This window comes from Schlesneria sp. (genome assembly GCF_036405755.1).
Lineage (GTDB): Bacteria > Planctomycetota > Planctomycetia > Planctomycetales > Planctomycetaceae > Schlesneria > Schlesneria sphaerica.
This window is the reverse complement of sequence record NZ_DASWWZ010000255.1, coordinates 1-6,482: the sequence shown is the minus strand read 5'-3', so window position 1 is coordinate 6,482 and position 6,482 is coordinate 1. Positions and strand designations below refer to the sequence as shown.

Genomic DNA, 6,482 nt, shown 5'->3' with positions numbered 1-6,482 from the left:
GTCTGATTCCAAATTAGATTTTCAATTGAAAATAGAATCAAAATTCTTTCGCAGGAGATTGAAGCGATGAAATTGACGCCACTTGACGATCGAGTTGTTGTTGAACCATTGACCGCCGAAGAGAAGACCGCAGGCGGTATCGTTCTGCCAGATACGGCCAAAGAAAAGCCCCAGCGCGGCAAGGTCATCGCAGTGGGCCCCGGCCGGTTGCTCGATAGTGGCGAACGCTCACCCATCGCGGTTGCAGTTGGCGATGAAGTTCTGTTCTCCAAGTACGGCGGGACCGAAATCGAAGTCGACAAGAAGGACATCAAGATTCTGCGTGAATCGGATATCCTCGCGAAGGTGTTGGCATAAGGCTTTGATGGAGTCAGCTGATTGTCACGAGACCAGGGGGAGAGCGCAACTCGCCCCCCCTGTGGTTCGTGGGATGATCAGTGAATTCGCATTCTAGAAGTTTCATTTTCCCACTGGAGTCCCGTTGTGGCTAAGCAACTTTTGTTTGAAGATCGGGCCCGCATCAAGCTGCTTCACGGCGTGGAAACGCTGGCGAAGGCGGTCGCAGTGACGATGGGTCCGACCGGCCGGAATGTCATCATTGACAAGTCATTCGGTAACCCCGTTGTGACCAAAGACGGTGTGACGGTATCGAAGGAAGTCGAACTCGACGACCCGTACGAGAATATGGGTGCCAAACTCGTTAACGAAGTTGCCTCCAAGACCAGCGACGTGGCTGGTGACGGGACGACGACGGCGACGGTTCTCGCTCGCGCCATTTATAGCGAAGGGCTTCGCGGACTGACCCTCGGTGCCAATCCGACCGTCGTCCGTAAGGGAATCGAAAAGGCTGTGAACGCAGCGATTGAGTTCATCGAAAAGATGGCGAAGCCGGTCGAAAAGAAGGAAGAAATCGCCCAGGTTGGCGCGATCTCTGCCAACAACGACCGCGTGGTAGGTGACCTGATCGCCGACGCGATGGAGAAAGTCGGTCGAGACGGCGTGATCACTGTGGAAGAAGGAAAAGGGAACACGACCACTCTCGAACTGGCCGAAGGCCTGCAGTTCGATAAGGGGTATGTCTCTCCCTACTTCGTCAATCACCCTGAATCGATGCAGTGCATTCTCGAAGATTGCTACATCCTGCTCTTCGAAAAGAAGATCTCGAATCTGCGAGAGTTTGTGCCTCTGCTCGAGAAGGTTGCCCAGCGCAGCAAGCCGCTGCTGGTCGTCGCCGAAGACGTCGACAGCGAAGCTTTGACTGCTCTGGTTGTCAACAAGCTGCGTGGCGTGCTGAATATCTGTGCCGTTAAGGCTCCAGGATTCGGTGATCGCCGCAAAGCCATGATGGGCGATATGGCCGTCCAGACCGGTGGAACGTTGATTTCGGAAGATCTCGGCATCAAGCTGGAATCTGTCGAGATTGCTCACCTCGGCCGGGCCAAGAAAGTTGAAGTCACCAAGGACACCTGCACGATCATCGACGGAGCGGGCGACAAAGAGCAGATCAAGGCTCGCGTCGATCAGATTCGTCGCCAGATCGAAGCCACCGAAAGCGAATACGATCGCGAGAAGTTCCAGGAACGACTTGCGAAGATGACCGGTGGAGTTGCCATCATTTCCGTCGGTGCTGCCACCGAAGCGGAAATGAAGCAGACGAAGGCACGAATGGAAGACGCACTGCACGCAACCCGTGCTGCCGTCGAAGAAGGCATTTTGCCAGGGGGCGGTGTCGCACTGCTTCGTTCCATTCAGGCCATCAGCGAATTGAAGGTCAAGGGCGACGAAAAGATCGGCGTCCAGATCGTCATCAAGGCCCTGGAAGGTCCGATCCGGCAGATCGTGGGCAACAGTGGACTTGACGGCAGCGTTGTCGCTGACGAAGTTCGCAGCATGCCAACCAACACTGGCTACGATGCCAACGCCGGAAAGTACGTCGACATGTTCAAGGCGGGGGTTATCGATCCTGCCAAGGTCGTCAAGAGCGCTTTGCGTAACGCCGCTTCGATTGCCGGCCTGATGCTGACCACCCAGGTGCTTGTCACGCGAAGTGACGACACCGACGGGAAGGCCAAGAGCAAGGTTGAAGGAGCGATTCGATAGCCTTGGGGTTGTCGAATCACTGTTAACCATGACAATGATCGAGCCGCTGGAGCTATCTCCGGCGGTTCGTTGTGTATCTGGACAAAGACGAGTGCCGTTGTTGTCTAGCGCAGTTTGGGAGTGTAGCCGTGATGGCGACGAAGCGCGATTACTATGAAGTGTTAGGTGTAGCCAAATCGGCCAGCGTTGAAGAAATCAAACGAGCCTACCGGAAACTCGCTGCGAAGCACCATCCGGACCGCAATCCTGGCGACGCAACGGCCGTCCAGATATTCAAGGAAGCGGCAGAGGCATTCGATGTTCTCAGCGACCCTGACAAGAAGGTGCGGTACGACCGCTATGGACACGCAGGTGTCGATGCGGGTGCCGGTGGCTTCCAGGACGTAGGGGACATTTTTGACGCCTTCGGGGATATGTTCAGTGATCTTTTCGGGGCGGGTGGCGGAGGACGTCGTGGTTCTGCAGGCCCGCGCGGTCGGAAAGGGGAGAGCCTTCAGACATCCTTGACGATCGAACTACTGGATGCGGCCGTTGGGTGCACTCGGGAAATTGAGATTGAAAAGCATGTGTCGTGTGTCACCTGCAACGGTTCGGGGGCCAAGCCCGGTACCCAGCCGCAGAAATGCGACTACTGCGACGGACGTGGTCAGGTGATCCAGTCGCAAGGCTTCTTCCGAGTCCAGACGACGTGTCCCTCGTGCCGTGGTCGCGGGACGACCATCCGAGAAAAATGCACCGAATGCCATGGTCAGCGAGTCGTGGGACGTTCCAGCATGCTGGAAGTCAAGGTCCCCGCCGGGATCGATAACGGCATGCAGCTCTGTCTCCGCGGGGAAGGCGAAGCGGGAGAAAACGGAGGGCTCGCTGGCGACCTGTACATTGATATTCGTGTGAAAACCCATCCGCTGTTCAAGCGTGACGGACGCAATCTGATGTGTGAAGTGCCGATCACCTTCGCACAGGCGGCACTTGGTACTTCACTTGATATTCCGATTCTGACAGGGAAACATCATATCACCGTCCCTGCAGGGACCCAGCCAGGTGAAGTGTTTCGTCTGAAGAATCAGGGGATGCCCGATCCCCATGGGGGGATGCGGGGCGATTTGCTCGTAGAATTTCACGTGGAAGTTCCGAAAAAGCTTACTAAGAAACAGGAAGAACTGCTGCGGCAGCTTTCCGAACTCGACGATAAGCAGGTCTCTGCAAAGCGGAAAACCTTCTTCGATTCCGTGAAAGCGTTCTTCACCGTAAACGAGGATACTGAATAATGGCGGATGAGAAGCCTGAACTCGATCCAGTACAAACTCCTCCCGAAAGTGGTGCACCAACAGTGGCAGAACAACTTCAAGCAGCACTTGCGGAACGAGATCAATACAAAGAGAAGTGGACCCGCACTTTGGCGGATCTCGAAAACTTTCGTAAGCGGATCTATCGCGAGATGGACGACGAGCGAAAGTATCAGTCGCTGCCATTGCTGAAGTCGCTGTTGCCGGTATTCGATGGTCTGGACCGTGCGGTCTTTGCGGCCTCGCAGTCGAAGAACTTTGACGATCTGCTCAACGGTCTCCTCATGACCATCAAGCAGATTGATGGTGCACTGGCCGGGCACGGAGCCAAAGCGATCGTGGCCGAAGGGCAGCCCTTCGATCCAAACCTGCATGAAGCGGTCAGCCAAGTCCCCTCCAAAGAGTATCCCCCAATGACCGTGATCAACGACGTCGAACGGGGCTATACCTTGCATGACCGGGTTGTTCGCCCCAGCAAGGTCATTGTCAGCACGGCTGCGGCTGAGTGATTCGCCGAGAGGAATCGTTTCCGTCGAGGCACGTAATGAAGAGCGACCGGTGAGCAGTGCTGCTTGCTGGTCGCTTGCATTTGTCGAACTCCGTCATCGATCATCGGAGACGAAGTCCCGCTGAAGTTCTGTTCGGAATCGTCACTAAAGCGGGGTCGCGAAGCATTCGTATGGCTGTCGAACTGCGTGCTTTTCGTCTTCTCGCTGGAATTCGGCGATGCACCCCAGTTCCCGAAGCGTGTCGGCCAGGAACTGATGCTGAATGTCCATGTGATATTGCCAGCCAACGAAGCTGGCCAGCAACACGAGGGCACCAGCGAGAGTTACTCGCGAACGAAAGTGGAACTGCGACAGGGGCCGATTCCAGAGGGCAGAGATCTGCATCGGAAACATAGCCTCCTGTCGCGAGTTCACATCAAGTCGCCAGTCAGCGGTGATGAACTTGCGCTAGTCTTCGAGATTCTCGTCGGTCACTCGTTCGACCCACCGCATCAGTTCCTGGAACTGATAGGCGAATGCCGGTTCATCGGTTCCCATGGGGCTCTTGAAAAAGGAGGCCAGGTGGGGGATGACGCCACTGCTTCCCCGGCGGGCTTCGCGTTCGGTCAGTCGAATCAGGTCAATCACCAGAGGTGCTGCCAGTAAGGAGTCACAGCCCTGCCAGGTGAATTGCAGTACCATAGGCGTGCCGAGGAAGCCCTGAAAGTGAATGTGATCCCACGCTGTTTTCCAATCTCCCATCGATTCGATGTATTCGATGGAAACCAGCGTTTGTGGTTTATAGCCAAGGATCTCTGTGAGCAGGTGATCCTTGGATTTCACCTTGTTGGCCTTGTTGATGGGGTCATCCAGAACTTTGCCGTCCAGATTACCGAAGATGTTATGGCCCACCCAGCTCATCACTTTCAGATTGCGAGCGGCAAACATGGGTGCCAGGACGGCTTTCATCAGGGTCTCGCCCGTCTTCCCGTCACGGCCAACGTGCAGGACCTGCTGCTGGTGTGCGTATTCGTCGAGACCTGGCAGATCAGAGCCGATTGAGGGGGTGAAGTTCACATAGTGAGCGCCACACTTCATTGCCGCGATGGCGTAAAGTGTACTGGCCGGCAGCGGGCAGTCTCCTTTGGCTGCAAGGGATTTCTGGACGTCAGCCCACATCCACGACTTCACTTCTTCCTTGGGGGGCGGTTCTGTCGAAGAGACATTCACCACGACGACGCGATCGAGCTTGTTGCTGGCTTTGAATGTTTCAATGTCTTTTGCAAGGCGTGTCACAGCCTGGCTGGCGGTTTCTTTTTTCGTCTTGAGACTGGCCGCACCGGCCAGGGATTCAATGCGGGAGCCCACGTTGAACAGCGTACCGGGACGGACGTTGGCGTCGAACTTTGCCAGTTGCGAAGCGATTCCCGCGAGTGTTTTCTCGTTGAAAACGTGAGATTTCTCGATCAGGTTCTGGGCTTCGGCCGAGTAGGAGGTGTCGCGAATTTCGTGGCCACCAATGACGATTTCATCCCAGTTGACCAGGTCAAGACCCGCGAACGGAGGAAGCGAGGTGACTAATCCTGTGGTGTCTGTCAGACCTTTTCGCAATGCTGCCAATCCGACAACAACGGTCGTGGCAACTCCCCCCCAGGCGCCGATCAACCAAACTCCGACTTTCCGCTTCGCCATGCCCTGAGCCTTCCTCTACGCAGTTTTGACCTGAACTTCGAATCCCTGACCCGAACTTTCAATCCGTCACTTTATCAGAGGGATTCGGGCATCGCGAGGCACACAAGCGTCTACCCCGATTACGGCGGAATAGTCCTGCTAATCAGTCGAGTTGAGGGCATCGCACTTTACCAAAGCGGCAAAGTCGATGTCTGGCATCATTGGTTGTCCGGTCCTCGGGCGTCGAAATGAATCGGGGAAGAATGCTCGAAGAAGTCCGATTTCGAACAGTCTCGCGCTTTTTGAGTTTGCTGATCGGCCCCATTTCCGACGGGTGAGCGCGAGTCGAAGAATACAGGCGAATCTCCGCAAGGAGTCCCATTGAGAATGGAATGATCCTGTGGCAATCTCTTCCCGGATGCATTCGGCATTTGGTTTTTCCGTCAAGTCAGTAGAATGCGTTCCATTCACGGCCTGATAAGGATGTTGTGACGATGACCCATCCCAATCCCAGACGAGACGGACCGATGTTCCCCTCCCCCATTGCGCGCAGATCTCATCGTCCGGCCGGTAGACGCGGATTCACGCTTTGCCTGATGCTCGTCATTGTTTTGGGGGGGATCTGGAAACTTGCCTCCGCTCAGGACTCCGCCGAAGAGCCCGAGGAAAAGGGAACGACAGCAGCTGTCTGGTCGAATGAAGGCAAAATCCCCACCGAACCCTACGAAGTCTGGCTTGCGCTGGGGGCATTTCGCTTTCCCCTGGCCCTCACTTCGATCATCGTATTATGGTTTACGATCGAACGGATGGTCGTACTTCGCCACGGTCGGGTTATTCCCAATCCCTTTGTGAAGCGATTCTTCGAGCACCTGAAATCAGGCAATCTCGAACCGAGAATGGCGATCAAGCTTTGCGAGGACAACGGCAGTCCGATCGC

6 protein-coding genes and 1 pseudogene are annotated in these 6,482 nt (G+C 55.5%); 5 read left to right on the top strand and 2 right to left on the bottom strand.

Annotation, left to right across the window (positions count from 1 at the left end; all coding sequences use genetic code 11):
* The first annotated feature begins 66 nt into the window (after window positions 1-66).
* The 4 genes from groES to VGE80_RS08995 all read left to right on the top strand — a co-directional run bounded on the left by groES (window position 67) and on the right by VGE80_RS08995 (window position 3,895).
* Window positions 67-357 (top strand): co-chaperone GroES, encoded by a 291-nt coding sequence (groES, locus tag VGE80_RS09010; protein WP_440592420.1) that lies wholly within the window; start codon window positions 67-69, stop codon window positions 355-357.
* 126 nt (window positions 358-483) lie between these two features.
* Window positions 484-2,100 (top strand): chaperonin GroEL, encoded by a 1,617-nt coding sequence (gene groL, locus VGE80_RS09005; RefSeq protein WP_373650897.1) that lies wholly within the window; start codon window positions 484-486, stop codon window positions 2,098-2,100.
* 131 nt (window positions 2,101-2,231) lie between these two features.
* Window positions 2,232-3,368 carry a molecular chaperone DnaJ gene (gene dnaJ / locus VGE80_RS09000; protein WP_440592419.1) on the top strand — a complete coding sequence of 379 codons (1,137 nt, stop codon included), beginning with the start codon at window positions 2,232-2,234 and terminating at the stop codon, window positions 3,366-3,368.
* Window positions 3,368-3,895: a nucleotide exchange factor GrpE gene (locus VGE80_RS08995; protein ID WP_440592418.1), complete on the top strand. Its 528-nt coding sequence runs from the start codon at window positions 3,368-3,370 to the stop codon at window positions 3,893-3,895. Before dnaJ ends, VGE80_RS08995 begins: the two co-directional genes overlap by 1 nt.
* 144 nt (window positions 3,896-4,039) lie before the next feature.
* On the opposite strand, the gene VGE80_RS08990 is transcribed toward VGE80_RS08995, so the two are convergent.
* Together VGE80_RS08990 and VGE80_RS08985 are read right to left on the bottom strand one after the other, a co-directional pair.
* Window positions 4,040-4,279, bottom strand: coding sequence for a hypothetical protein (locus tag VGE80_RS08990; protein WP_440592417.1), 240 nt, complete (start codon window positions 4,277-4,279; stop codon window positions 4,040-4,042).
* Between the two features lie 63 nt (window positions 4,280-4,342).
* Window positions 4,343-5,566 carry an inositol-3-phosphate synthase gene (locus VGE80_RS08985; RefSeq protein ID WP_440592416.1) on the bottom strand — a complete coding sequence of 408 codons (1,224 nt, stop codon included), beginning with the start codon at window positions 5,564-5,566 and terminating at the stop codon, window positions 4,343-4,345.
* Window positions 5,567-6,141: 575 nt separating this feature from the next.
* Here VGE80_RS08985 and VGE80_RS08980 point away from each other — a divergent pair.
* A pseudogene (locus tag VGE80_RS08980) lies at window positions 6,142-6,482 on the top strand (MotA/TolQ/ExbB proton channel family protein); the annotation flags it as partial.